Origin of the sequence: Shewanella denitrificans OS217 (genome assembly GCF_000013765.1) — a bacterium.
GTDB lineage: Bacteria > Pseudomonadota > Gammaproteobacteria > Enterobacterales > Shewanellaceae > Shewanella > Shewanella denitrificans.
Genome location: NC_007954.1, coordinates 3,311,489 through 3,337,506, shown reverse-complemented (window position 1 = coordinate 3,337,506; position 26,018 = coordinate 3,311,489). Strand labels below are relative to the sequence as shown.

Genomic DNA, 26,018 nt, shown 5'->3' with positions numbered 1-26,018 from the left:
TATTACCCCACTTTTACGGCAAGTTCGGAACTTTTTTGCTCTATGTTGAGCAAGTCGTTCACGGCAATATTCTTAGGTTTGACCAGCACAAAGCAATCTAACCAATTATTGAAATCACTTAATATTTTCTTGCCATGTTCACTGCCGGTTTCGCTGACGTGGCTTTCGATTAAACGTTTCAGGTGTTGCTGCATGATAGGGGCATCCAGTTTATGGGTGTCCACCAATTCAGTGTTGACTCGGCGATGGAAACGGCCAAATTGATCGAACACATAGGCAAAGCCGCCTGTCATGCCGGCGCCAAAGTTAACCCCTGTCTTACCTAGGACTAACACTATGCCGCCTGTCATGTACTCACAGCCGTTATCACCCACCCCTTCAACCACGGCGATGGCGCCAGAGTTTCGCACCGCAAAACGCTCACCCGCTTGACCTGCGGCATAAAGCTTGCCGCCGGTAGCACCATAGAGGCAAGTATTGCCTATGATGGCACTGCGCTCACTTTGAAATGGGCTGCCAAGGGGCGGGTGGATCACTATCTTGCCGCCAGACATGCCTTTGCCCACATAATCGTTGGCATCACCGCACAGGCTTAATTCAAGCCCAGGACTATTCCAAACACCGAAACTTTGGCCAGCACTGCCAGTAAAGTTAAGTGCTATGGGCTTAAGTGCACCTTTAGCGCCATGGGCATTGGCGATATGCCCAGATAATGCCGCGCCCACCGAGCGGTCGGTATTATTGATAGTGTATTGGCCAGTGAAGCCTTGGCGAGTGTCTACCGCTTGCATGCAGTCATTCAATAACACTTGGTTAAGCACGCCCTTATCTTCTGGCGGGTTGATTTCTTGCCAGGTGAGCGCCGTGCTGGCAGGCAGTTTAGGCTTGAACAAGATAGGGCTAAGATCAAGGCCGCGCTGTTTATCGGTTTGACCTTCCAGTGCCACTAGCCAATCGCTACGGCCTACTAGCTCATCAAATTGACTGACTCCCAGTACAGACATCCATTCACGCACCTCTTGTGCCACAAACTCAAAGTAAGTCATCACCCGCTCTGGTAAGCCGTGATAATGCTTATCGCGCAGATTTTTATCTTGGGTGGCAACGCCGGTGGCGCAGTTGTTCAGATGACAAATACGCAGGTATTTACAGCCGAGCGCTATCATGGGCACAGTGCCAAAGCCAAAGCTTTCGGCTCCAAGCAGCGCAGCCTTAATCACGTCGGTGCCGGTTTTTAGGCCGCCGTCGACTTGTAGGCGAATTTTATGCCTTAGGCCATTGGTGACTAAGGATTGATGCACTTCGGCAAGACCAAGCTCCCAGGGGGAACCCGCATATTTAACCGAGGTGATAGGGCTTGCCCCTGTGCCGCCATCATAGCCTGAGATGGTTATCATGTCCGCGTAAGCTTTAGCCACGCCAGTGGCGATAGTGCCTACCCCAGGCTCTGACACTAACTTAACTGAAATCAGTGCCTTAGGGTTTATTTGTTTCAAGTCGAAAATCAGCTGGGCTAAATCTTCGATAGAATAAATATCATGGTGTGGTGGCGGTGAAATCAAGGTGACACCGGGGCGTGCATGACGCAGGGCGGCAATTTCAACACTGACTTTGTGCCCAGGCAGCTGACCGCCTTCACCGGGTTTTGCCCCTTGAGCGACTTTGATTTGCAGCACTTCGGCATTGACTAAATAGTTGGCCGTGACCCCAAAGCGGCCGGAGGCCACCTGCTTAATGGCAGAGTTGCGCTCGCTGTTGAAACGCTTAGCATCTTCACCGCCTTCACCCGAGTTTGAGCGGCCGCCCAAACGGTTCATGGCAACGGCTAAGGCTTCGTGGGCCTCTGGACTTAGGGCGCCAATGCTCATGGCGGCGCTATCAAAGCGTGAGTAGAGTTTTTCGGCCGCTTCCACTTTGGTGATATCTATGGCTTTTTGCTGGGCCGTGATGCCGATTAAGTCTCTTAGGGTGGCAACGGGGCGGTTATCCACTAATTTAGCGAAGCTTTTGTACTTGGCGTAATCCTTATCCTTAAGGGAGGCCTGCAGTGTGTTGACCACATCTGGGTTAAAGCTGTGGTATTCACCGCCCTCGACGTATTTTAGCAAGCCGCCTTGTGGCAGCGGTAAATGCGGCCGATTGGCACTAGTATGCAACAGCCTTTGGTCGGCTTCGATGCCCTCAAAGCTGACTCCTTCGATGCGGCTGATGACCCCATTAAAGCACAGCTTAATCACATCGCTTGCAAGGCCAATGGCTTCAAATTGCTGGCTACAGCGGTAAGAGCCCACAGTACTAATGCCCATTTTCGACATGATTTTACGCAGGCCTTTTTCGATGCCATAACGGTAGTTCAGCATCAAGCTGTCGGTATCTGTGACATGGCGAATATGGGCTAAGGCAGAGATAGACTCATAGGCTAAATAAGGGTAGATCGCCGTGGCGCCAAAACCTAACAGCACAGCAAAGTGGTGAGGATCTCGTGCCGATGCGGTTTCAACGATAATGTTGGTATCGCAGCGAAGGCTTTGGTCGACTAAGCGCTGCTGCACTGCACCCACGGCCATGGCGGCGGGGATAGTGAGGGATCGCTCACCTATGGCTCTGTCTGACAATACCAACAAGGTGGTGCCACTGCGCGCTAAGCGCTCAGCTTGATCGACTATGGTGCGAATGGCTTGCTCTAGGCCAATCTCTTGGCCGTAGTTAAGATCAACTCTATCGGCGCGGTAGTTTTTGCTGTCTAAATGCCATAACTGGTCGATATCACTGAATAATAGAATCGGTGAGTTAAACATCACTCGATAGGCATTGCCTGTGGTTTCGTTAAATAAGTTTTGCTCACGGCCGACACAGGTGGCCAGTGACATCACATGCTTTTCTCGCAGTGGATCTATCGGTGGATTGGTCACCTGGGCAAATTTCTGCCTGAAATAGTCGTACAGAGAGCGTGATTTTTTCGACAATACCGCCATAGGCGTATCATCCCCCATGGAGCCAATGGCTTCTTCGCCTTGGCTTGCCAGCACCCAAATCACTTGTTCTAACTCTTCCCGGGTGAAGCCAAACTGCTGCTGATACTTAAGTAAGGTTGTGGCCGAAAATTCGCTGTTGCCTTTCTTGTTGGTGTCCACATCTTCTGCGGGGATCAAGGTTTGGCTGTTTTTAGCCATCCACTCTTTGTAAGGGTGGCGACGCTTTAAGTCATCATCGATTTCAAATGATTGGTACAGACGGCCATTTAAGGTGTCTAGCACTAACAATTCACCCGGACCGACGCGGCCTTTCTCTATGACTTCATCGGCGGCGTAATCCCAAATGCCCACTTCTGAGGCCAAGGTCAAGATGCGGTCCTTGGTTATCACATAGCGCGATGGGCGCAGGCCGTTCCTGTCTACGGCGCAGGCGGCATGACGGCCGTTGGTCATCACTATGCCCGCAGGGCCATCCCAAGGCTCCATGTGCATAGAGTTAAAGTCGTAGAAGGCTTTTAGCTCATCGTCCATCTCAGGATTAGACTGCCATGCTGGTGGAATAAGCAGGCGCATGGCGCGGTACAAGTCCATGCCGCCACTTAATAACATTTCTAGCATGTTATCCAGTGATGAAGAGTCTGAGCCGGTTTCATTAACAAAAGGCGCGGCCTGTTGTAAGTCTGGCAGCAAAGGTGAGTTAAATTTGTAGGCGCGGGCGCGGGCCCACTGACGGTTGCCTGTGATGGTATTGATTTCACCATTGTGAGCCAAGAAGCGAAACGGCTGGGCTAAGGGCCACTTAGGAGAGGTGTTAGTTGAAAAACGCTGGTGGAATAAGCAAATGGCGCTTTTAAGGCGAATGTCCGCCAAGTCCGTATAGAAGGAGGGCAGATCAGCCGGCATCATCAGGCCTTTATAGACGATGACTTGGCCAGAAAGGCTGGCGACATAGAAGTCATCATCATTGACAATTTGCTGCTCTAAACGCCGGCGAGCCATATAAAGGCGGCGCTCTAAATCTTTCTCACGCCAACCCGCGGGTGAGTTAATCAAGACTTGGTAAATTTGTGGCAAGCTGTTACGGCCTATTTCACCCAGCACCGAGGGGTCGATAGGGACCTTACGCCAGCCCGCTACGCTTAAGGTTTCACGTTGCAGTTCTTTTTCTAATAGCTGTTTAGCCTGCTGGGCGAGGGTTTCATCTTGACTTAAAAATAGCATGCCAACAGCAAATTTACGGCTAAGGTGCCAGTCATTCTCTGCGGCTATGGCTTCAAAAAAGGCGCTGGGCATTTGCATTAATAAACCACAGCCATCACCGGTACGGCCATCGGAGGCAATACCGCCTCTGTGTTTCATTCTGTCTAGGCCATGAATCGCGGTGCGCACTATTTTGTGGCTGGGTTCGCCATCCATTTGTGCAATAAGCCCAAAGCCACAATTGTCTCGCTCAAAACTGGGGTGATACAAACTCATACGGGGGCTCCCTGATCTTTTACTGGTTACGGCTCGGTAGATATGTGTGAGGGATTTCCCATAGATATGCATCCGAATCAACCAAATTAGCCTGAGAATGAATAAAGGTCAATCCATTAAATTATGCTTTTTGGTTAATTTGGTTGTGATTTTGTTTAAAAAATCACAAACTTTACGTTAACGTAAGCTGAGCAATTGTTCGTATAACCTTCTGAATAAAAAGAATTTCAAAATATAGCGGGTATTTTGCTTAACCTGGAGTTAACATTTTTGAGTTTGAACTCTATTATTTGCGCGAGTAAAATTCATCTTGCAGCGCATAATTTTTATTACCCACTAATACTGACTAAATATTCACTTTTGTTTTTTTTGTTGAACTCGAGTTGTCCATCTTCATTGCCTGGGCAACTTAAGCTAAAAAATATTCCTCAGCTTCTAAGTTTGCACTCATGTAATTAAGTGAACTTAGCCGCAGCTCCTGTGGGCCGAGCCTATGTTTAGTGCTTACTAGTGCTTATCGCTAGTAAGTTTTCGAGTGTGAAACAAGTGTGCAATGAAATGTGTCTAGGGTTGCTGTATTTATCACCTCAGGTGAAGCATCTTGAGGGAGTTTGTTATCGGACTGTTATTTTTAAATTTAAATTGCCTTCAAGCGAGCTGAAGAGTTGCATAGCCGAGTTTACTGGGTATTATGTTGCTAATTTTATTTTATCCAGAATCATTTAGAGGTGCACAAATGACGGCGCAATTAGAAACAATATTGGATCTGAATACCCTTGATCAATACTGTAGTGCGATTGGTGCGGCGACGTTACTGAAGAGCGTAGTCTTGTTTGAGCAATTGATGCCTGAGTATGTGGGAAGCCTAGTGAAAGCGGGTGAAGCCAATGACAAAGAAACCTTGTGCGCCGAAGCTCACAAGTTTAAAGGTGCAGCGGGTTCGGTAGGATTAAAGCGCATTCAGCAATTTGCTCAGCTATTACAACATGGCGAAGAAGCCGGTTGGGATGCGGGACATAAAGCTTGGCTTGCGGCCATCGCCGAGCACGCCAGCGCCGATCTACAGCAGCTTAAATCATTCCTCGAAGCTAAAGCATAACGGCTTAGATTAACGGATGACCTTGTTGGGTGAATTACACTTAAGTAATTGAATAAACGGTTAAAAAATCCGTTTCTCAACCCGTTAAACAAGACGTCTATCTAGATTTATTAACGCCCTCAATGGCTATGCCATGAGGGCGTTTTTTATTGCCTTGGCAACCGGCCTGCTAACTTGCTATCTGCCCGTTGTTAATTCATTATGTGAATTAGTTTATTAGACATCAATCGAAGACATGAAACGACTATGAAAAGCCTTCCTAGCCTAAAGAATTTGTATTATTTGGTGAACCTTCACCAGGAACAGCATTTTAATCGTGCCGCTAAAGTCTGTTTTGTCAGTCAATCCACGCTATCAAGCGGTATTCAAAATCTTGAAGAACAACTGGGCTACCAGCTTATCGAGCGGGATCATAAATCGTTTCTGTTCACCGCCATTGGCGAAGAGGTGGTCGAGCGAGCAAGGGCGATTCTGACCGATGTTGATGACTTAGTGGAACTGGTCAAAAACCAAGGCGAACCCATGACAGGAGAGGTTCGTCTTGGCTGTATTCCCACCATAGCGCCTTTCTTGTTAAGCCCGGTCGTGAAGGGTTGCCAAAGCTTATACCCTAAGCTGACCTTGCTATTAAAAGAGGACACCACAGAGCGTTTGCTCGATGCCCTAGCAAAGGGAGAGTTAGATCTATTAATTTTAGCCTTGCCTGCCGATGTGAGCGGTTTTCACAGCATGAAGGTCGGCGTTGACCCCTTTAAAATGGTGGCTCATGAGAGTTTATCCAGCGTTATTCCCTTGCCTGTGGATTATAAAACCTTACCCGATGAGAGCATTTTCTTGCTGCAAAACGAGCATTGCATTACCGGCCATGCCATCAGCGCCTGCCAGTTGGCAGACACAGCTAAGATAAACCCCTTCGCCGCCACCAGTTTGCATACTTTAGTACAGATGGTGAACAGCAAGTTAGGCACTACTTTCTTGCCGCAAATGGCCATAGACGCAGGGATATTAAAAGATACCGAATTGACCGTTATGACGCCCCCAGGGGAAGCGCCCTATCGCGACATCGGCCTAGTGTGGCGCCAAACCAGCAGCAGGCTAACCACCTTCAGAACCTTAGGCTTATTGCTAGAGAAACTGCTCACACGGCCGTAGAGGTATTGGGTGTCTATCAGGAATATTTCACTAGAAAGTCAGTTATAGCTGTGTTTTACAATACAGTAATAACTGACTTATATAGAAAAAGGTGTGAGCTAAAGAACCTAGCGACCTAGCTGAGTTCACCTTTGTAGTTTTTGTGTATCTGTCAGCCTTAAAAGATTACAGCCTATTTTTAGCAATAGGGCTGTCTCCCCAATAATCAGCTCAAACTTATTTTTCGACAGAACTGAGCTAGAAAATTTACACTGAACTTGCCTGAAAAAACCACTTGCTGAAATTTCTGCATACAGGCCCGCCATGGAATTTACTCACCGACACGCGTAAATACTTCCCTGTAGCTCGCTTCGACGTCCTGTCTCAGACGGTCGTCTCGCAAACACTCATGGTTCGCCTTTTCAGTATTTGCGTGTCTGTTTGCCTTACAAAAATACAAACTTACTTCTGCAATCGGCCTATCACTCCATTTAGTAAGTCTAAACTCACTTTTGGACAGAAATTGGTTAGAGCTTAGGCTCTAAAATTTACAGTTCACATTATCATTGCTAATGATTAGCTTAAGAAAGTGGCTTTATGTTCACTAAGTGATGGAACGCTATTCATTCTTGAAACAAGAAGCTAACCAGAAAGTTTAGTTATGCGTTCTAAATGAACCGCCCTGTGCGGAGCGGCATGCTGGGGCTGGAGGTTAGACACCTCCGGCTACCTGATTAACTGGATTATGTTCCCAGCACTTTCATAGTTAGTTTCATGTTTTTGCACTTATCCAAATGAGACTTTTTGACTAATTGAAACAAATTACTAGCCACTAGATTTTTTGGCGTCTCGTCTCGAAGCTTCTTTAGTTTACACTTCGATGTTTTTTGGTAGTCATATCCATATTTTGACAAAAATGCCATGAGCACGAAATGAAAGCCATGCAACGCAAACCACTTATTGCAATCTTGGTTTTTAGATATTGCAGAAAAGTAATCGGAAACCTTTTTATACTTGCTTATGTTCCAAGTTTGAAACTCAGAGAAGCTAACAACACCATTTTCAGTAATCAAGGAATCAGCCATGCTTAACAATTGGTCTTTGAAAAAATGGTCAACCGCATGCTCACTATCGTAGTTTCGAGCATCAAACAAGGACACATCGCAGAAAATATTTTGCATTGTCTTCAGATATTTCACGAAATATAAGTCATCTTTATCAGACAAGGTGCTATCTAAATAAACAAGTTCTTTTTCAATTTTCCTACACCAAGCAAAAAAGACTAAATACCTATAACAAAATGATTGGAGATAATATTTATCTTTAATTTTTTCCTTAGGCTTAAATGTTAACCAATCTTTGCTACAGTTCCCCGAAAAATTCCATAATCTATGATTCAACGATTCAGCCGCATCAATTAGTGGAACTTTGTACTTGGAAATTGCCTCTTTGATTTTCTTTTTTTGTTCATACTTATGCTCAGTACGAATCTTAAAATGATGAAAATGTTTCTCCCAAAAAGGTTTCGTTAACCCTTTTAAGATAAACATTAAAAGTGTAACCGTACCAGAAACTACAGCTGCAATTATTTTAGGATCTGACATTTAAAATATACTACTCTGATTTGAAATTAACTAATGTGTGACTTTGATTAACCAAAGAACTATCGATTATATCTTTAATAACAGTCCAATTACCACCACCTAAGCCTGCACCAATTTGGGGGTATGCTATTTTCAAACCATCAAATTCTGTGCCAATTTCTTCAAACACTTTTTGGATAGCATCATAATTAACATGAACTTGTGTCCCTCGATAGTCATATTGAGTATAAGCATTTACGAGATAAAAACTTACATCACCTCTAACTATCTTAACTAATGAATAACTACCGAGCTTTCCTTTATCAGCTACCTTTGTTTCGCAGTCAGCGTCATAGGCTTCAGGAAAAAGCGACTTAATAGTCTTGGCTATTCCACCATCCATAACACAGAAACAGTTGCACCCATGGATTATGACGTCAAAGCGCCCACCTAGAGCCAACTTAAGTAAATCACCATCAATAACATCCATATATGACTCCTCTGTTCTGACCTAATCATAGCTAATTCATGAGAAAGCTTCACCAATCCAGTTAACGCTCGCAGAACAGGCCGGAGCAAAAAGGCGACTTTTTTGGAACAAAACAGGTGACAGTTTGCGGAGGTCCTACCCGAAAGCCTAAGAAATGTGCCCAACCATTATAAAACAATAACATAATGCATTTTCGACATGCGCTCAAGCGAGATTGTGAGTAAGTTTAAACGGATTAAACGTGCCATCCAGCCTTAAAATAATCCAGCCTTAAAATAGTCAACTTCGTCGCAGAACGGATTAAACGTGCCATCCAGCCTTAAAATAATCCAGCCTTAAAATAGTCAACTTCGTCGCAGTTCAATTGTGCTTGGTGTGAGAAGCTTGCACTGGGGAAGATTATGACTCTGTAAACTTGGCTTAATCTGTTCAGACTGTACTACTTGACGGAAAGAAGAGCCGAAAATGCCGAACTCAGACATGACAATGCCTCCAATGAGGATTTTTGTACCTTTTTATAGGCAATGTTGAGTAAATGGATTAGCTCGCTGCGAGATGCTGACAAGCGTGAGAGTAATGCCGCCTTCGTTTTTCAAGGTGCTCACAGTACGCGGTTAATTCTTGCAAGGTGCCCACAGGGCCTTTGAATAACTGACCAAATTCATTGATGATTTTAAGCCAGTTATCGGCAGGAATATTGAGCCGTACTAAGATGCTGTGACTGCTCGGGCTGATACTGCCTCTTTTATCATTTCGGACTGCTTTACCCGTATCTTCAACTAATTGCAGATAGTCTTTCAGATGAAATGTGAGTCCTTTTGGCATGTCTTTAAGCTCATTACCCACAAAAGGCAGCAAGGCTTTGGGCTGAGTGCCATTTAAGGCGGCGGTGATCCTGCGCTTAATGCTGGTAAAGTCTGAAGTTTCAGGAGTTTTGGCTATCTTTGAGCGGATGGGATTGAGGTCAACATACACCATGCAGGCAAGTACAGCTGCTTCATCGAGTAACGCTTGAGATTTAAATCGGCCTTCCCAGAAACGACCTGTGCATTCATCTTCTTCATTGGCTCTGCGGGCGATAGGTTCATTTAAGGCTCTCATAAACCAAGAAATATCGCTTAACCGACTGCGATACAGGGCGATGCTGTGGGTAAGCTCTAGCATTTCATAGTCTTCAAGGGTTTCTCCCTTGGTAAATTTTTGAGTAATGTCAGTGCCTTTAAACAATTGATGCCACAGGTTTATGACTTCAACATCCGTCCAGCGATTGGCTTGATAAATGTCGATACTCAGCACCACATGCAAATGGTTGCTCATCACGGCATAAGCCGCAACGTCGATGGCAAATACTTCTGCCAATTTAAGCAATTGAGCTTCAACCCAACCACGTCTATGGTCATAGTTTTTGCCAGATAATTTATCATCGCCGCAGAGATAGGCTCTTCTGACTACGCGGCTGCAACAATGGTACATGGGCGTGTCTTCTACACTCACCTGACTTCTTCTAGGGCGCGGCATAAGCTCACCTTCGTTAATGTCTGTCCAGAGTGTAAGCCTAGTTCAAAAGCTAGTAAGCTTCCATGAAAGTGGATGGCACCGTTAATACCGTTAATAGGTTGTTGGGCTTAATCTTTCTTAATTTTGGGAGTTAATATTGGCGGCAAGCGCGGCGGCAAAGACGTCGATTGGGTATTGTTTGCCCTTGAGTTGAATGGGGCCTAAGGGGGTTAGCTGATATTTTTGCTGCTTATTTTTAAGCTTAGAGGCCACATCGCCCGACAACAGGATACGTTGCCCCAGTGGGTTACATTGATCTTGCAGCCTAGCTAAGGTGTTGACTACATCACTGAAGTAGCTGATTTCTTGTTTATGTACCCCAACGACAGCGGCAACCACTTGGCCGCCATGTACCGCAGCCTTGAATTTAGGTACAAAACCGTATTTTTTCTCAAAATAGTCTCGCTGAATATTCAATTGCTCGCAAAACTCAAAATAAATGTTCAAGCAGCGCTCACGCTTTAAGCCTTCTTGAAGCGGCCAGTGGATCAACACGGCATCCCCCATATAACGGTAGATCTCAGCATCGTTATTGTTGACGGTTTCTGCCAAGAGACTAAAGCTGTCTTGGATCAAGCGGCTGAATTTAACATCTCCCAAGGTCTCGGCGTGGGCGGTGGATGACACCATATCGACAAATAAGAATAAACGTTCTTCATATCTGGGCCTATGGTATTTACCTAACCCTATGTTGACTAACACTCTGGGGCCCACCAGTAAGGCCACTTGCTCGATAAATGCGAGCCCGACTCGCACGATAACTAAATAAACCACCACGGCTTGGAAGGAGGTGTTTTTGATTATTTCGCTGTTAAGCATTTTCCTTAGGGTGACCATGTGGTGATCGACCGCCCACAAGTCTAAAAACTGAGTCATAAATGCCAAGGTCAGCGCACCGATGAACAAAAATGCCCCTTTAAACACCACAGAAAAAAGATAAGGTAAGCGACTAATGTTACTGATATCGGCTAACAGATTGGAAAGCCAATGTAACCCGCCAAACACTGTGCCAAGGAATAGGGCTAAGGTAACCAGATCGCCATTGCCATTGGCCCAAAGTGGTAGTTCTGGCAGTTGGCTATAGCGAAAGAAGACGAAGGATGCCATGGCAAGGCACCAAGCAAAAACGGCAAAGAGTAAGTTTTTCAGTTGGCGGCTGGCTTTCACGGGAAAATGGATGTCCAATTAGGTAAATTTTTGCAGCGGTCAGTGTATAGAAAAGTGCTTCATTGTGTTACCGCTAAATGTGATCTAGATCAATTCAAGGTTAAATTAATCCTTCTAAAGACTGATTATTTTCCCTTAACCTCGTAATAAGGGATAAAACCAACCGATAGCTAATTAACATTAGTCTGAACTTACTATGAATAGTAGCAATAAACAGTTAATGCGGCCTAGCCAAAGGCTTGAGTCAAAATATCCTGGGTGAAGGCGATTTTAAGATAAAAGCCCCTAGGGTTAGATAAGCCCATGGTGCCATCGGCGGCAATGCTCTGAGTGAGCGCCTGGCTATTGGCCGCTTTGGGTCTTAGCTGCAGCACTTCACCATGACGGGCTGTGATGCTGTCGACTTTGCCTAGGGCAATCAGTTCCATTATTTCTTCCCAGTCTTGCTTCAACAGTGCTTGTTGCTCTGGGCTTGGTTGCCAAAGTACCGGGGTGCCAATGCGGCGCTCGGCAATAGGGATGCTGCGATGACCTTCGACGGGCACCCAGAGCACTTGTTGCAACTTATGACACACAAGGCTTGCTTCCCATGTATGACCTTGGATATTGGTCAGGGGGGCCACGCATACGTAAGTGGTCTCAAGGGGCTTGCCACTGGGGCCGATAGGGATGGTTTTAAGCTCTACACCTAAATGGAGAAAATCTTGCTCGGGTTTAGACCCTGCCATGGCTCCAAGCTGAGTTTCGATGAGCTGACCGACCCAGCCTTTATCACGCTTTAGGTTTTCAGGGACGGTAAGATTAAGCTCGTGGGCGAGGGAGCCTAGTGAGATCCCAGCCATATTATGGGCGCGTTCCATGAGTTCGTGCAGATCTTTAGGTTCTTGAGGGTGCATCTATGTCTTGCCTATCAGTGTTCTTTGGGAAGCGCTTGAGACTTTACCTTAATTTATCCGCTAAACCTATGAGATATAAACTGAACAAAAAGTGACCTGCAGTTTGCTTGGGATAACTATTTTAAAAAGCACACAGGCTAATTGATTGAATTTTATTGGTTTTAATGAGTTTAGTTTAGTTTATGTTGATCTTGTCCCAAGTTACTCTCTATTTGCCCTTATATTTCACACATAGTTATCCACAGTTTAGATGGACAACTTTATTATTTCAGCTCTCTAACCGATGAAAACCCCCAAGTCAACGAAGAAATCAGCGAATAAATAGTTATTTTTGCAATAAAGCACTTGTTATTTGTGTATAACTTCTGCGTCTAGATGAAGACTTGTATACAGATTTAACCTAGCTCAAAAAGTAGTCAACTTGGTTTTTTTGCGGTTTTCGATATTGTTATTTTTTTATATTAACTTGTTTTGTAATGAAAATATTGTTTGTCACTTAGGTTTTATCAAGGGTTTATTTTGTTGGTTTTTCCAGCTTATAAATGGTTTATGCAAGTTTCGAACAGAGATATCCACAGAAAATGTGGATAATCCCAACCTCCACCTCCTTTGTCTGTTGATAAATGGCTTGGAAGGTAAAAATTATCCAAGGCTGAAGGTTAAATAGAGGTTTGCCCACTGGCGAGCTTTGTGAAACAATCAGATGATTAATAGTTAGTGAATTTGGAGTCCATGTGATTGATAGCGACGGCTTTCGCGCAAATGTGGGCATTATAATCTGTAACCAATATGGCCAAGTCATGTGGGCTAGGCGTTTTGGACAACATTCTTGGCAGTTTCCACAGGGTGGGCTCGATGACGGTGAATCGGCTGAAGAAGCCATGTATCGAGAACTCTATGAAGAAGTGGGCCTGCGACCTGAGCAAGTGAAGATTTTAACCTCGACCCGTTCTTGGTTAAGGTATCGTTTGCCCAAACGTTTGGTGCGCCAAGATAGCAAGCCTGTGTGTATAGGTCAGAAACAAAAATGGTTTCTACTGCAGCTTAATGGCAATGATAACAACATCAATTTAAACTCATCAGGCCACCCTGAGTTTGATGACTGGCGTTGGGTTAATTATTGGTATCCCGTGCGTCAGGTGGTGTCATTCAAGCGTGATGTGTATCGCAAGGTAATGAAAGAATTTGCCCCAACGACCTTAGCATTTCAAGTCAATGATACTGGCCGAAAGCGTAACAGGCCGAGAAATTAATTTATCTATCTAAGCAGGAGGCAGCTCATTGTTAAAAACATTAAGGGATATTACCCAAGCTGTCGCCGCTGCTACTAGCCTAGAGTCGGCCCTAAGTTTACTGGTGTCGCAAACTCGTCTGGCCATGTCTACCCAATGCTGCTCGATTTACCTTGTGGAATATCAAGCCTTGTCTTCAGAGGCCGCAGCAACGCTTACTCAAACCTTTATAAATCAAACCAGCAGCATATCCCATCAATCAACGCCTTCAGAGCCTGTGTTGGTGCTGTCGGCCACCGAAGGTCTAGCGCCAAGTTCAGTCGGCCGGGTGAGCATGCCAATAACCCAAGGCTTAGTGGGCTTAGTGGCGGAGCGTGAAGAAGCCATTAATCTTGCCGATGCGAGGTTACACCCAAGGTTTAAGTTGTTTCCCGAGGTTGAAGAGGAAGAGTATCGCGCCTTTTTGGCTGTGCCCATTATTTACCAGCAGCAGGTGCTGGGCGTTATTGTGGTTCAACAAGCCGATTTACGTCAGTTCGATGAAGGTGAAGAAGCCTTCCTTATGACCTTAGCAGCGCAGTTGGCCGTGGTGCTACGTGGCCTTAAAAATAAAGCCGCCGTGACTAACGTGCAGCAAAAAGTGGTGTTTAAAGGCACCATGGCTGCCAGCGGTATTGCCATCGCTCATGCCTATGTCCTTGGCGGCGCAATCCCGTTAGAGCAGCCACAACTTCGTTGCCAAGACCCTGTGGTTGAATCCTTACGCCTTAATAGCGCTATTGTGCGTTGCCGTGACAGCATAAGCTCACTGTCACAGAAGTTTGAGCGCGAGCAAGCCAATGAAGTGTCATCCATTTTCTCGGCGCTATTGTCTTTACTCGATAATGAGAGCCTTGCCGGTGAATACCTTAAAGAAGTCTCCCAAGGTTGGCAGGCGGAAACGGCGGTAAGCCGAGTCTCACTTAACTATATTCAGCAGTTTATGGCTATGGCCGATCCTTATCTTAAGGAGCGCGCCAATGACATACGTGAATTAGGTCAGCGTATTTTAAGGCTATTGATTGAACCTGGCCGCTTAGCCCTTGAGCCTGATAAACCGGTTATCTTAGTAGCCAAAGAGATAGATGCGACGCTTTTGGCTGAGTTCCCTAGGCAAAAACTGGCGGGCATAGTCACAGAGCTTGGCGGCGTAAATGCTCACGCGGCTATCTTGGCGAGGGCCTTAGGTGTGCCTGCTATGATAGGCGTCGAGCAAGTGCTGGCTACTGACATAGACAGTCAGCTATTGGTGCTTAATGCCACTCGAGGTCAGCTGTTGGTGGCACCATCCCCGGCTATCATCAACGAATACCGTAACCTGATCTCAATCGACAAAGCCAAGCAGAAGCAGTTTCAAGATGAACTGGCTAACCCTTGTGAGACCTTGGATGGGCATAAAACCCAATTGTTTTTAAATGCTGGGCTTTTGAGCGGTTTAGCCGATGATGTGGTGCAAGGCGCCGATGGCATAGGGCTTTATCGCACCGAAATTCTGTTTATGTTGCATCAACGATTTCCAAGCGAGCAAGAGCAAATCAAGGTATACCGACAAGTGCTCGATGCGGCAGGGACACGTCCTGTGGTGATGCGAACCTTAGATGTGGGCGGTGATAAGCCGCTGCCTTATTTCCCCATTAATGAAGACAACCCTTTTCTTGGCTGGCGCGGTATTCGGCTATCCTTGGATCATCCCGAACTGCTATTGATGCAATTAAGGGCGATGATCCAGGCGGGAGGCGTCGGCACACAATTGCAGATTTTGTTGCCTATGGTGAGTAACCTTGATGAAATCGATCAAGCAGTAGGTTATTTAGAGCAGGCTTATCAAGAGCTTAAAAGCGAGTGTGACGCTAAAATTGTTAAACCTAGTATAGGCATCATGCTTGAAGTGCCGGCGCTGTTATATCAATTGGATGATGTGGCCACTCGGGTCGATTTTGTTTCAGTGGGCAGCAATGATTTAACCCAATACTTGTTGGCAGTAGACAGAAACAATCCCAATGTCAGCGCATTATTTGACAGCTACCATCCAGGCATATTGCGGGCGCTTAAACGCGCCTTAGATGATTGTCGGCGCTTGGGGCTAGATATCAGCATTTGTGGTGAGTTAGCCGGTGAGCCACTAGGGGCCTTGCTGCTTATTGCCATGGGCTATGACAAACTCAGTATGAACCATGCAAGCCTAGGTAAAATCAACTACTTACTCAGGCGAGTGCAGCGCGATGAACTGCGAGTGCTGCTGGATACGGTTTTACGCCTGCCGAACGGCCAACAAGTGCGAGCAAAACTGATTGAATTTTTAACCCAGCAGGAGCTCGCCTGGTTGTTGGAATAACGGCCGCTGGATTTAGGGCGTTAGCTAGGCGAATGCCCTCACATAAATTGCCAAACTAACATAAATTGCCAAACTAGCAGAAAGAACAAAAACTACAAAAATAACCACAGAGGCCAGCTAACCCAGATGTTTACCGTATTCCTTATATGTTTAGCCCTAGGTGCCGTGGTGGGTTTTTTGGCCGGATTACTTGGGATAGGTGGCGGCTTGATCATAGTGCCGGCATTGCTGTATTTGCTTCCCTGGGTCGGGGTTGAGAGCCAACAGCTGACCCACATGGCCATTGCCACTTCACTTGCCTCTATCATATTAACCTCAATGTCCGCGGCCAGTGCCCACCATAAAAGAGCCAATATTCCTTGGCCTTTATTTAACACCATAATGCCGGGAATTATACTCGGGGCCTTGATGGCGGGCTTTATTTCTGAGCAGATATCCTCTGCCGCCTTGCAACAAGTGTTCGCCATCTTCGTTATTCTAATGGCGCTGCAAATGGCATTCCCCATTAAGCCACAAGCTGGGCGAGGCTTACCCAGCGGACAAGTATTATTTGGCTTGAGTGTGGTCATCGCGCTCTTGGCTGGGATGATGGGCATAGGGGGCGGGGTACTTATGGTGCCCCTGTTGAGCTATTTTGGCCTCGCCATGCGCCAAGCGGTGGGCTTATCCTCAGCCACGGGTTTTCTTATCGCCTTAAGTGGATCCTTAGGGTATGTGGTTGCAGGTTTTGATGCCACACATTTACCTGATTATTCATTAGGCTACATATACTTGCCAGCACTGCTTGGGATAGTGATAACCTCCATGCTGGCTGCGCCTTTGGGCGTAAAAGCAGCAAGTCTTTGGCCGACACCTGTGCTTAAGAAGCTGTTCGCGATACTATTAGTCTTGGTAGGGATTAAGCTCATTAGCGCAGGTTAACGTCGCGGTAATGTAAGTGATATAAATACGTTAAAAACATAAGCTATGTTGATAGACACTTTTTAGTAATTTTTGAGTAAAAAAGGGCGAAGGCGATGAAGCAATATCTAGCATTAATGGAGCACATACTGGCCCATGGCGCGGTGAAAACAGATAGAACCGGAACGGGCACTCGTTCAGTCTTTGGCTATCAGATGCGCTTCGATTTAAATCAAGGGTTCCCCTTAGTTACCACTAAAAAGTGTCACCTACGTTCTATCATACATGAGCTGCTATGGTTTCTGCAGGGCGACACCAATGTGGCGTATCTACATGAGCATAATGTGAGTATTTGGGATGAATGGGCCGATGATAAAGGCAATTTGGGCCCAGTGTATGGCGCTCAGTGGCGCAGCTGGCCGACCCAATCCGGTAAGGCGGTGGATCAAATCAGCCAGATCATAGAACAAATCAAGACTCAGCCAGATTCGAGACGCCTAATCGTCTCGGCATGGAATGTGGGCGAACTGGATAAAATGGCATTAGCGCCTTGTCATGCCTTGTTCCAGTTTTATGTCGCCGATGGCAAGTTGTCTTGCCAGCTGTATCAACGAAGCTGTGATGTCTTCTTAGGACTGCCCTTTAATATTGCCAGTTATGCCTTGTTGACCATGATGGTCGCTCAACAGTGCGATCTCGCCTTGGGTGATTTTGTCTGGACTGGCGGTGATACCCACTTGTATTCCAATCATATGGAACAGACTAAGCTGCAGCTAAGTCGCGAGCCTCATGCCCTGCCACAAATGAATATATTACGTAAGCCAGAATCGATTTTTGATTATCAATTCGATGATTTTGAGTTGGTTAATTATCAGCCTCACCCACACATTAAAGCGCCTGTGGCCATCTAGCTGCACAATTCTGCTTTGCTCAAATAATATGACAACTTATCGGTATTATCGATAAGTTGTCACGTTACTTACGATTATCTTTTGTTCTTACTCTAGACTAGACTCAAGTGATTATTTATTTGAGGTGTTTATGGTACAAAAAATCAAAGCGTTTCTTAGCCAAGAATCCAGTGGCGGCATATTACTTATGCTGGCAGTGGCGATGGCGATGCTCCTCGCTAACTCTCCTTTAGCCGGCCTATATCAAGGCTTTCTCGATACGCCTGTGCAAGTTAGATTTGGCCAACTGGACATTAATAAACCCTTATTGCTGTGGGTGAATGATGGCTTGATGGCGCTATTTTTTTTACTGATTGGCTTAGAAGTTAAACGCGAATTAGTCGAAGGGGCATTATCCAGTGTGTCTAAGGCATCCTTACCCACCTTTGCGGCCATTGGCGGCATGGTGTTTCCTGCCTTAGTGTATCTTGGATTTAACTTTGGCAATGAAGCCACCCAAAATGGTTGGGCCATACCGGCGGCCACAGACATCGCCTTTGCCTTAGGGGTATTAGCCTTATTAGGTAATCGGGTTCCCGTGGCCCTTAAAGTCTTTTTGTTGGCGCTTGCCATCATAGATGACATAGGCGTAATCGTGATTATCGCCCTATTTTATAGCTCAGATCTATCCATCACCAGCCTAGTTATCGCCGCAATTGCCATTGGCTCCATGGTTATTTTAAACCTTAAAGGTGTGCGTACCCTGACGCCTTATGCCTTGCTAGGTTTACTGCTATGGATTGCCGTGCTTAAGTCTGGGGTCCATGCAACCTTAGCTGGCGTTGTCATTGCCTTCTGTATTCCATTAAAGGTGAAACCTGGTGAAGAGTCACCCTCGCGCTATCTAGAACATAGCCTGCATCCTTGGAGCACATTCATGATATTGCCCCTGTTTGCCTTCGCTAATGCTGGGCTTTCTTTATCGGGCATGAGTCTGGCGTCATTGGCAGAGCCTGCCGCTTTAGGTGTGATGCTGGGACTCTTGCTGGGTAAACCCCTAGGTGTGCTGCTGTTTAGTTATGCCGCAGTCAAACTTAAGTGGGCAAGTTTGCCGCAAGGGGTTAACTGGCAGCAAATATCAGCCGTCGCCGTACTCTGTGGGGTGGGTTTTACCATGTCGATATTTATCTCTTCGCTGGCATTTGAACATTCGGCGGTGGATGTTGGAAATTATGCCAGACTGGGCACCTTAGTGGGCTCTATGTTATCAGCCAGTATCGCCTATTTTTGGTTAACTAAAGTGTTAAATGACGATAAAGGAGAAACAGATGAAAACAAGAATAGTTAGTCTTTTTATGCTCTTATCAGTAACGAATCTTGCTTACTCTCAAGAGTTGAGCTTTTGTAAAACGGATGTCAGCAGTAAAAGTTGTCAAAGTTATATTGCAGGCCTTGTTGACTCAGCCTTACTCTATGCCCCACAAGGCAGTACGGGGACGCTGGCTGTTGATGATTTTGAAGCGAGAGCACTCAAGTTTCGAGCAGGTAATCGATATAAAAAAGCCCATTCAGCCCATTGCAGTCACAGCGCCGATGAGGCCCTTGATATTGCTGCGGCGCTGGAAGAACAATTGGCATTGAATACCATTACCAACCTTGAAGAATTGAAATTGTTTTTAGACACAGTGCTTAAGTGCAATGGGAGTTGATGTTATCAGCAGGAGTTTCTTAAGTGACAATGCAACACATTAATTATAATCATCTTTATTATTTTTGGATGGTGAAAAAAAAGGGCAGCGTGACTAAAGCTGCTCAAGCCCTTTGTCTTGCACCTCATACTATTTCTGGGCAGATAAAAGCCTTGGAAGCACGCCTTAATGGCAGTTTATTTAACCGAGTGGGTCGAGGGCTTGAGTCTACCGAGCTTGGCGAGTTAGTCTTTCGTTACGCTGATAAGATGTTCGATTTAAGTTATGAAATGCTTGATATTTTGAACTATCAAAAAGACACCTCCATCTTGTTTGAGGTGGGTATCGCCGATGTCTTATCTAAAGCACTGGCGAGTCGGGTGTTATTGTCGGCGCTGCCCACTGATGGAACCATGAATTTAGCCTGTATAGAGTCGACTCATGAGAGTTTAATGGCACGCCTTAGGGAGCATAAGCTGGATGTTATCTTGTCAGATTGCGCCGGAGACTCGCTCAAATACCCTGAGATTTTGTCGAAAAAGTTGGGGGAATGCAGCATCAGCTTTTATTCGGCCAGTGAGTTAAACACTGCGTTTCCCGCCTGTCTTGAGGAACAAGGCCTGTTGCTGCCCAGTAAAAATACTTCTGTAGGGCAGCAGTTGCATCGATGGTTTGCCGAGCAAAGCTTAACGGTACGCATTGCTGGGGAGTTTGATGATGCCGCCATGATGAAGGCCTTTGGCTTTTTCAACAAAGGCATATTTGTTGCGCCATCAATTTATCGTCATGATATACTTTCACAAGGCATGGTATTGCTTGGGGAAGCTGCAGATATTAAAGAAGAATATCATCTAATATTTGCCGAGCGCATGATCCAGCATGCTGGCGTGAAACGCTTATTAACCACAGATTTTAGCGATGTCTTTAGTGGAGTTGCAACGCTTCATCAACAAATCTAATGGCATGTTAATCGTTAATGGCGTTTAAATGGTTTATATTCGGCTGACATCAAGTGTCGGCCGGTTTTTTTCTTAGGAGAGTTGCATTGGAACTTATGAATATCGCCAGAGTGCGCTGGGCTTGTCGCCGTGGCATGTTAGAACTCGATGTGCTGTTTCAACCTTTTGTGGAAGCCCAATATCAGGACTTAAGCGATCAAGATAAATTGGATTTTATTCGTTTGTTAACCTGTGAAGATCCTGAGTTGTTTGCTTGGTTTATGGGGCATGAGCAGTGTCCTGATAGTGATTTGGCTAGGATGGTTATCAAGGTCCGTGGACGTGCGGCGCCATGAACGGCACTATGACCAGTACTATGAAGAACGGTACTATGAACTGGGCCATGACTTGCAGTGTGAAACTGTGCATAGATAGAAATAGCTGTTCATAACAGATGCACTATTCATTTTCCCTCAAAAGCTCCAGAATACAACAAGGTTTTTTGTTTGGCTTTGGTTGCCTCTGTTTCACTAGCCTTTGGTTTTGGCCCAGCATTGATAATGTCATTTACCTAGGGATTAGAGTCTTAACTGGGCTGATTATCTTGAGTGTATTTGCCTACCAAGGCTATCGCTTGACTCAATGGCGCTGGGATATTCGTTTGGATAGTGCAGGAGCAGGGGAGCTTAGGCAGTGCTTAGCCTTAGAGTCTCAATCCTTTATCCAAGATAAGCCTGCTATCGTAACCCCAGTGATGTGCGTGTTGTTTCTTACCCTGAGTTCAGAACAGGGTAAAGATAAAGCCAGCAGCCAGAAACGGCTATTGGCTGTATTTGTGGATATGCTAAACGACACAGACTATCGTCATCTGTGCCGTATTTTATCCTCATCTGCTATTCGTTAATACGCAATAGATGATTAACGCTCTGGCTCAAGAATGGTCGGTTGTGAGTTTTCCACAAGTTCAGGGTAATCAATATTATAGTGCAGGCCGCGGCTCTCTTTGCGGGCCATAGCACAGCGGATAATCAACTCCGCTACTTGAACTAAGTTTCTCAGCTCCAGTAGATTGTTGCTGACTCTGAAGTTACTGTAATACTCTTGAATTTCTTGTTGCAGCATGGCGCAGCGGCGCAAAGCACGCTCAAGGCGCTTGTCTGTTCTAACTATGCCAACGTAATCCCACATAAATAAGCGTAATTCGTGCCAGTTGTGGGCAATCACCACTTCTTCATCTGAGTTACAGACTTTACTCTCATCCCAATGGGGGAGTTCCCCTGGCATAGGTATTTTGGCTAATTGGCTTTCAATATCTTGAGCTGCGGCTCTGGCAAACACTAAACATTCAAGCAGTGAGTTACTGGCAAGGCGATTGGCGCCATGAAGCCCGGTATAGGCCACTTCGCCTATGGCGTACAGGCCATTTAGGTCAGTTTGGCCATGCAAGTCTGTCATTACGCCGCCACAGGTGTAATGGGCTGCAGGGACTACTGGGATCGGATCTGAGGTAATGTCTATGCCAAACTCTAGGCAGCGGCTATAGATGGTGGGAAAATGCTTGATGATAAAGTCTTTCGGCTTATGGGTGATGTCTAAATAGACGCAATCTGCCCCTAAGCGTTTCATCTCAAAATCGATAGCACGGGCAACGATATCCCTTGGGGCTAGTTCGGCTCTGTCATCAAACTCTGGCATAAAGCGGCTGCCATCGGGGCGACGTAAATAAGCCCCTTCACCCCGTAGTGCCTCGGTAAGCAAGAAGTTACGCGCATCGGCGTGATACAAGCAAGTAGGATGGAATTGGTTAAATTCCATGTTGGCCACCCGGCAACCAGCACGCCAAGCCATGGCAATGCCATCGCCACTGGCGACATCTGGATTTGAGGTGTACTGATACACTTTAGAGCAGCCACCTGTGGCTAAGGCAATAAATCGCGCTTTGACGGTTTCGACATGCTCTTGATCGCGATTCCACACATAAGCACCTAATACCCGATTGCCGGTGCGCTGCAGCTTGCGAGTGGTGATTAAGTCGATGGCGTTATAACGCTCTAAAATCTGAATGTTTGGATGGGCAATGGCCCTTTGTTGCAAAGTGGTTTGCACCGCCTTTCCTGTTGCATCGGCGGCATGGAGTATGCGTCTGTGACTGTGACCACCTTCACGGGTAAGGTGATAGGGCGCTTTGCTGCTGTCACCATCTGGACGTTCCTCTTTATCGAACTCAACCCCAGACTGGATTAACCATTCCATGGCACTCTTGGCGTTTTCGGCGGTGAAGGTCACTATTTGCTCATCACATAAACCAGCTCCTGCAATTAAGGTGTCGCTCACATGGGAGGCTATGGTGTCAGTCTCATCGAAAACTGAAGCAATACCCCCTTGGGCGTATAGAGTAGAACCTTCGGAGAGTGGCCCCTTAGATAAGAGTATTACCTTAGATTTTTCAGCAAGATGCAATGCAAGTGTTAAGCCTGCGGCACCGCTTCCTATGACTAAAATGTCAGATTGGTGTTCAACTGCTTGTTTCATCAGGTATCATGGCGTGGCAAATGTGTCCGCCAATGGTAAAACAAATATAAAATATTGGGTACAGCTGCAAAGTGATAATTAGTGATTAATCACCAATAAATGAATTTTTTTTAATCCCAAGCCGAACTTTTCCAATGAGCGCCAGTCTACATAATGTGAATAATGTTCGAGCGACTGAGAAATCAGCATTAGATTTAGGAGTAGTCGGCTCGAATGAGTGGACAAATAAGTGATCAACAACTAGTTGAGCGTGTACAGCAAGGTGATAAAAATGCCTTCAATCTGTTAGTGCAAAAGTACCAGAGTAAAGTGATGAGTTTGATTTCACGCTATGTGCGAAATCAAGCAGATGTGTCAGATGTTGCTCAAGAAGCCTTTATTAAAGCTTACCGTGCTTTACCCAATTTCAGAGGAGAAAGTGCGTTTTACACTTGGTTGTACCGAATAGCCGTCAATTCTGCAAAGAACCATCTTGTTGCCCAAGGCCGTAAGTCTCCGGCCAACAGCGTCGATATTGATGATGCAGAGTATTATGAAGGTAATGATGCATTAAAAGAGTTTGCGACCCCGGAACGTCTGGTCTTGTCTGAAGAAATTAAGAAAGTGATTTTTGAGACATTAGAAGGCTTACCGGAAGAACTTAGAATGGCCATTTCTTTACGTGAACTCGATGGCATGAGTTATGAAGAGATTGCCAACGTGATGGAGTGCCCCGTAGGCACAGTGCGTTCTAGGATCTTCAGGGCTCGTGAAGCTATAGATAAAATGCTTCAACCTTTGTTGGAAAATTAATAGCCTTAATTTAATGGGTGAAAAATGATTAAATCAGGTCAAGAATGGGTGTCAGCAGCAGCAGATGGTGAAGTCGATATACAGACTATTGCTGAGTTAGCGGCTGATAAAACCTCTCATGGTAAGTGGCAAAACTACCATATGATAGGTGATGCCATGCGCAGTGAATTGCCCAAAGCGTTCGATTTAGACTTGTCGGCTAAAATTGCTGCGGCTATCGAGCTAGAGCCTGCTATCCTTGCACCTCAAACTAATGTGCATCAGACTAACATCAAGCCAACTCATGACACGGGTTCAACAAATAACGTCAGCAAGCTTGTGCCTTTATTTAAGCAACTCGGCCAATATGCCATAGCAGCATCGGTGGCATTAGTTGCGGTTGTTGGTGTGCAGAACTATAACCAAGATCAGGACGCTCAGGCACCTATGTCAGTGCTAACCACTCGACCTTTAGTGGGCAGTGTTTCTCCAGTGAGCCTGCAAACCGGTGGCCAGCAATCTAATACTCAACAAGGCGTGAGCAATGAGCAGATGGTGGAGCAACGTCGCCGAATCAATGCTTATATCCAAGATCATATGTTACAACAGAGGTTGAATCCTGGGGTAATATCAGCGGATAATAGTCCGCAAGATACGGATAAGTAATGAACCTAAATCTAGCATCATTATTTTCCAGTTGATGCTTGAAATGTTCAATTAAATTAAGGCTCTGCATGGCAGGGCCTCTTTGTAAATCTGAGGAGTTAGCTTGCGTCTAATCCTGTTAGCACTCTTGGTATTGGCTGTTCCCTGTGCTGCCGAAGAAGAATTGTCTGCCAAAGCATGGCTTGAAACCATGAGCCAAGCACTCAAAGAAAAAGAATTCAAATCCTCCATTATTCATGTCCAATCGGATCATATTCGCCCTCTTGTCTATCTACACGGCAAGGTTGAGGGTGAAGAAATTGCCTTCCTAGAATACTTAAATGGCCCACCCAAGAATGCCGTCAGGATCGGTAATGTTGTGAGCTTTATTGAGCACGATCAGCCTGCATACAGTGTTAAAGCTAATCATATTCAAGGGGTTTGGCCATCGGCATTTGCAGGCAATATCGCCTCTTTGGAAAAAGGCTATCAGTTTGTTCTTGGTGGCCGAAGTCGTATAGCGGGGCGTCCAGGTCAATTGGTGAGAATTATTCCTATCGATAATGACAGATACGCGACCCAAGTGTGGATAGATATGAGTACGTATCTGCCATTGCGCTACGATATTTTCAATAAAGAGAAACAGTTACTAGAACAAGTGATGGTGATAGAGCTGATCGAACTTAAAGAGCCTGCCCATATTTTAGTGGAAGCCAAAAAGCAGCCTTGGCCAGCAGTGGTTGAGCAAGCTGAGCGGACCGATGGTCATAGCTGGAGTTTTTCTTGGTTACCTCAAGGTTTTAATGTCGCAGTGCGTGATAATCACAGGCTGATTGGCAGTCATGAACCGGTTGAATATTTAGCCCTCACAGATGGGTTAGCGAATATTTCTGTTTATGTCTCCAAGCAAGGCGCACAGCCCTTGCCAGAAGAATTAATGACCCGCAATGGCTTGTCCATGGTGGTAGAAAAGCTTGCCGAGCATGAAGTGGTGGCCGTCGGTAAAGTGCCCCATGAAACCTTAAAACGCATTGCCAAAGGCTTAGTGTTACAGTGAGTGGCGCTATAGAAAAACAAGCCACACAGGATGCGGACAACTTACTCGAAGAAGTTGGCCGTATTGTCGCCTATGACGCTAAGGGCTGGGTTCGAGTCGAAGTCGAGCTAAAGAGCGCCTGTAATCATTGTAGTAATAGTGATAATTGCGGTACGTCTGCTGTGGCTAAAGCGTTTTCAGTGAAAACTCAGCAGTTTTCTTTACCTTGTGAGACTCAATATCCCATAGGCGACTTGGTTAAATTAGGCTTGCCAGCCAGCGTATTATTAAAAGCGGCGGCCTTAGTGTATCTGTTGCCACTTATTGGGTTATTTGTTGGCGCCTTGATTGGCCAAGTCTTAGGTCAAAACCTATTGAGTGTAGACAGTGACTTGCCTGCAATCACCTTAGGTGTGGCAGGGGCTTTTTCAGCTTGGCTGTTAGGCAAACGTTTTGCTCATCAATTAGAGCAAGGTGCTCAACCTGTCATTATGGCTCATTTAGGCCGTGAAATTGGCCTGAATGTCAGCACCGAAATGAGTCATAAGTAACCCGTGTTTACTGCACCAATATCCACCTTCATGGGCAAATGTCGAATCTGATTGGTATTACCCCCCTAATCAGGTACAATTTGCCAC

General features: G+C 45.8%; 22 protein-coding genes. 15 read left to right on the top strand and 7 right to left on the bottom strand.

From position 1 onward, the window contains the following. Positions 1–2 precede the first annotated feature (2 nt). Complete coding sequence (gene gltB / locus SDEN_RS14500) at positions 3–4,451, bottom strand: glutamate synthase large subunit (RefSeq protein WP_011497219.1); 4,449 nt, start codon at positions 4,449–4,451, stop codon at positions 3–5. Between the two features lie 736 nt (positions 4,452–5,187). Here gltB and SDEN_RS14495 point away from each other — a divergent pair. Beyond that, entirely contained in the window at positions 5,188–5,550 is a 363-nt protein-coding gene (locus SDEN_RS14495) for an Hpt domain-containing protein (RefSeq protein ID WP_011497218.1), read from the top strand. Between the two features lie 246 nt (positions 5,551–5,796). Beyond that, positions 5,797–6,702 carry a hydrogen peroxide-inducible genes transcriptional activator OxyR gene (oxyR, locus tag SDEN_RS14490; protein ID WP_011497217.1) on the top strand — a complete coding sequence of 302 codons (906 nt, stop codon included), beginning with the start codon at positions 5,797–5,799 and terminating at the stop codon, positions 6,700–6,702. A gap of 722 nt (positions 6,703–7,424) precedes the next feature. Here oxyR and SDEN_RS14480 read toward each other — a convergent pair. From SDEN_RS14480 to mutH, 5 genes are all read right to left on the bottom strand, one after another. Then, positions 7,425–8,285 carry a hypothetical protein gene (locus SDEN_RS14480; protein WP_011497216.1) on the bottom strand — a complete coding sequence of 287 codons (861 nt, stop codon included), beginning with the start codon at positions 8,283–8,285 and terminating at the stop codon, positions 7,425–7,427. Between the two features lie 10 nt (positions 8,286–8,295). Then, positions 8,296–8,754: a macro domain-containing protein gene (locus SDEN_RS14475; protein WP_011497215.1), complete on the bottom strand. Its 459-nt coding sequence runs from the start codon at positions 8,752–8,754 to the stop codon at positions 8,296–8,298. A 540-nt stretch (positions 8,755–9,294) separates the two neighbouring features. Next, positions 9,295–10,272, bottom strand: coding sequence for a hypothetical protein (locus SDEN_RS14470; RefSeq protein ID WP_011497214.1), 978 nt, complete (start codon positions 10,270–10,272; stop codon positions 9,295–9,297). A gap of 117 nt (positions 10,273–10,389) precedes the next feature. After that, complete coding sequence (locus SDEN_RS14465) at positions 10,390–11,478, bottom strand: adenylate/guanylate cyclase domain-containing protein (RefSeq protein ID WP_049763056.1); 1,089 nt, start codon at positions 11,476–11,478, stop codon at positions 10,390–10,392. 227 nt (positions 11,479–11,705) lie between these two features. Beyond that, a complete protein-coding gene (gene mutH, locus SDEN_RS14460; RefSeq protein WP_011497212.1) occupies positions 11,706–12,374 on the bottom strand; it encodes a DNA mismatch repair endonuclease MutH in 669 nt (222 codons plus the stop codon). Between the two features lie 734 nt (positions 12,375–13,108). On the opposite strand from mutH, the gene rppH reads away from it, so the two are divergent. The 9 genes from rppH to SDEN_RS14415 all read left to right on the top strand — a co-directional run bounded on the left by rppH (position 13,109) and on the right by SDEN_RS14415 (position 21,300). Continuing rightward, the gene (gene rppH, locus SDEN_RS14455) at positions 13,109–13,627 is read left to right on the top strand and encodes an RNA pyrophosphohydrolase (RefSeq protein ID WP_011497211.1); all 519 of its coding nucleotides are present in this window, start codon (positions 13,109–13,111) and stop codon (positions 13,625–13,627) included. A 28-nt stretch (positions 13,628–13,655) separates the two neighbouring features. Beyond that, on the top strand, positions 13,656–15,980 hold the full coding sequence (gene ptsP, locus SDEN_RS14450) for a phosphoenolpyruvate--protein phosphotransferase (RefSeq protein WP_011497210.1): 2,325 nt from the start codon (positions 13,656–13,658) through the stop codon (positions 15,978–15,980). Between the two features lie 126 nt (positions 15,981–16,106). Beyond that, a complete protein-coding gene (locus SDEN_RS14445; RefSeq protein WP_011497209.1) occupies positions 16,107–16,901 on the top strand; it encodes a sulfite exporter TauE/SafE family protein in 795 nt (264 codons plus the stop codon). 95 nt (positions 16,902–16,996) lie between these two features. Further along, the gene (gene thyA, locus SDEN_RS14440) at positions 16,997–17,791 is read left to right on the top strand and encodes a thymidylate synthase (protein WP_011497208.1); all 795 of its coding nucleotides are present in this window, start codon (positions 16,997–16,999) and stop codon (positions 17,789–17,791) included. 130 nt (positions 17,792–17,921) lie between these two features. Continuing rightward, complete coding sequence (nhaA, locus tag SDEN_RS14435) at positions 17,922–19,118, top strand: Na+/H+ antiporter NhaA (protein WP_011497207.1); 1,197 nt, start codon at positions 17,922–17,924, stop codon at positions 19,116–19,118. Next, positions 19,099–19,479 carry a hypothetical protein gene (locus SDEN_RS14430; RefSeq protein ID WP_011497206.1) on the top strand — a complete coding sequence of 127 codons (381 nt, stop codon included), beginning with the start codon at positions 19,099–19,101 and terminating at the stop codon, positions 19,477–19,479. The genes nhaA and SDEN_RS14430 overlap by 20 nt, the downstream gene beginning before the upstream one ends. 29 nt (positions 19,480–19,508) lie before the next feature. After that, positions 19,509–20,417 (top strand): transcriptional activator NhaR, encoded by a 909-nt coding sequence (gene nhaR / locus SDEN_RS14425; RefSeq protein ID WP_041405827.1) that lies wholly within the window; start codon positions 19,509–19,511, stop codon positions 20,415–20,417. An 86-nt stretch (positions 20,418–20,503) separates the two neighbouring features. After that, positions 20,504–20,752: a succinate dehydrogenase assembly factor 2 gene (locus SDEN_RS14420; RefSeq protein WP_011497204.1), complete on the top strand. Its 249-nt coding sequence runs from the start codon at positions 20,504–20,506 to the stop codon at positions 20,750–20,752. A 98-nt stretch (positions 20,753–20,850) separates the two neighbouring features. Further along, entirely contained in the window at positions 20,851–21,300 is a 450-nt protein-coding gene (locus SDEN_RS14415; RefSeq protein WP_011497203.1) for a protein YgfX, read from the top strand. Between the two features lie 14 nt (positions 21,301–21,314). On the opposite strand, the gene nadB is transcribed toward SDEN_RS14415, so the two are convergent. Beyond that, positions 21,315–22,928 (bottom strand): L-aspartate oxidase, encoded by a 1,614-nt coding sequence (gene nadB / locus SDEN_RS14410; RefSeq protein ID WP_011497202.1) that lies wholly within the window; start codon positions 22,926–22,928, stop codon positions 21,315–21,317. Between the two features lie 213 nt (positions 22,929–23,141). Here nadB and rpoE point away from each other — a divergent pair, with 213 nt between their 5' ends. The 4 genes from rpoE (at position 23,142) to SDEN_RS14390 (ending at position 25,931) form a co-directional block, all read left to right on the top strand. Then, positions 23,142–23,720, top strand: coding sequence for an RNA polymerase sigma factor RpoE (gene rpoE, locus SDEN_RS14405; RefSeq protein ID WP_011497201.1), 579 nt, complete (start codon positions 23,142–23,144; stop codon positions 23,718–23,720). A 24-nt stretch (positions 23,721–23,744) separates the two neighbouring features. Next, the gene (locus SDEN_RS14400) at positions 23,745–24,365 is read left to right on the top strand and encodes a sigma-E factor negative regulatory protein (RefSeq protein ID WP_011497200.1); all 621 of its coding nucleotides are present in this window, start codon (positions 23,745–23,747) and stop codon (positions 24,363–24,365) included. A 103-nt stretch (positions 24,366–24,468) separates the two neighbouring features. Next, positions 24,469–25,401, top strand: coding sequence for a MucB/RseB C-terminal domain-containing protein (locus tag SDEN_RS14395; protein WP_011497199.1), 933 nt, complete (start codon positions 24,469–24,471; stop codon positions 25,399–25,401). Next, positions 25,398–25,931: a SoxR reducing system RseC family protein gene (locus tag SDEN_RS14390; RefSeq protein WP_011497198.1), complete on the top strand. Its 534-nt coding sequence runs from the start codon at positions 25,398–25,400 to the stop codon at positions 25,929–25,931. The genes SDEN_RS14395 and SDEN_RS14390 overlap by 4 nt, the downstream gene beginning before the upstream one ends. The last annotated feature ends 87 nt before the right edge of the window (positions 25,932–26,018 follow it).